General features: G+C 49.3%; 1 protein-coding gene. It reads right to left on the bottom strand.

Going from position 1 to position 1,693, the window contains the following annotated elements; translation table 11 throughout:
• Positions 1-616: 616 nt before the first annotated feature.
• Positions 617-1,150 (bottom strand): hypothetical protein, encoded by a 534-nt coding sequence (locus WCK19_RS18470; RefSeq protein ID WP_342398880.1) that lies wholly within the window; start codon positions 1,148-1,150, stop codon positions 617-619.
• Positions 1,151-1,693: the final 543 nt, after the last annotated feature.

The raw sequence follows: 1,693 nt of genomic DNA, 5'->3' as shown, positions 1-1,693 counted from the left end.
GATGATACCGAGAAACTCGATGAACTGTAGCATGGGATAACCGGTGTTCTAGGCTAGGTTTGCAAACTCCGTTTGCGGAGGTGCGGAGGCCTACGGCCTCTTGCAACCAGCGCCCTAGCGCGCCCAGAACTCGCGCAGGACGTAGGCAGCCATGCTGTGGGGGTAGTGCGAGGTGCGGTAGGAATTTCTAGTCCTATCGTCGCGCTGTTGTCAAAAATATACGGGAACTGCGCCTTGTTCAGCGTTTCCGGAAGTTCAAATCCGACAGTCAAACTCACCTCTTTTCCCGACGCTAAGTCCTCTGTGGGCAGCTTATTCCCAGTTGCCGCAGTAGCAATGGGTTGTTGCTATCTGGCAGGGTCTCCGAAGGTGAGATACGACCGGACGGGTCATTTGTCAGTGCTACATAAGCGCGAGTCATGTCCTGCGGAGGGTTAGCAATGTAAACAAATTGGAGACGGTCGGAGTCTCGATCTACCAAAAACGAGATGGGTGTGACTGAAATCTGTAGGTCGATGGTGGTCTAATTGCTGGTGAAAGCTTGGTTTTACCGCATCAGGACGGCGTGAAATTCCTGGGAACCCAGGAGGTAATCTAGGCCATCTACAGATTTCAGTCACACCCGATTCATATGATTAAGTTTAGATGATGCACTGAATGGTTTGACGAAATCTTGGGCTGATTTCGGATCTTCTAGTAGGGTAGCCATAAAACGGTACGTCAGGATGTCGCACTGATCCTGTGTATAACCAACGGATTTTAGCCCTGTCGAAAAAGCATCCAGCGTTTGCTTTAACGAACCATAGGCATGCTCAGGAAGTTCTTCACTAACTTTCTTTTGGCGTCCGGCTATGTCTTTGATTTCTAAAACGCTTTTAATAACAGCCAAAATTGTCCCCACCTGGGGGGCGCATAATATTGCCACAATAGCGCTACTAGCGGCTGTAATGCAGCTTAAGATGATTGGAAAAATAACTTGCACTTCGCCGCTTCCGAACCCGCCCAGTCCTCCACCTTTTGACTGCATATATAACTGGTCGCGCGATTCGCCTCCAGCTAGGTACGCCGCCGTCATATCAGGAGCCAAATCTATCTCATTTGGTGTAATTTCAGCCGCGATTTTAACGGCCCAATTTTCGATCAAGTTCATTGCTCTATCTCCTTGAAGTATGGCTTGACCTTAAACTACCCAGACAACGTTCAGTTCGTCAAAATTAATCTTAGCCTATATCTAAATGAGGATAAAAATGATCCTTTTACTCCCTGTGAAGATGTCTTTACCATGTATCATTGGAAGACGTGGGTTTTTTGATATAATTAGAAGTGTAGAATACGCAGGTTTTTTTTGCTGTCATTTTGGTTGATGTACACAAGCTTAAAATATATACAATAAACCATAGGATTTGATACGTGAATTAAATTGGTTGACAATAGTAAAGATTATTCCGATGCCTTGACGACACTGCTCCACGAAGCGATGCGGGAATAGCGGGAGGTGCCATGTTTCTCCCTACACACCAGACAGCTCCTCTACCAGCGCCTGGCCCCGCCGGAGGTCGGCTGCCCGCAGTTCAACCACCGTCCATGCCTGGCTGCCCCGGCGCAACTGGTCGCGCAGGTGGGCGTCGCGGGCGCGGTTCGCCCCGCTGTGGAAGGCTGCCCCGTCTACGTAAATCGCCATCCGCCGCTCGGG

This window comes from Candidatus Chlorohelix sp. (assembly GCF_037138995.1).
Lineage (GTDB): Bacteria > Chloroflexota > Chloroflexia > Chloroheliales > Chloroheliaceae > Chlorohelix.
This window is presented reverse-complemented; position numbering and strand designations above follow the sequence as displayed.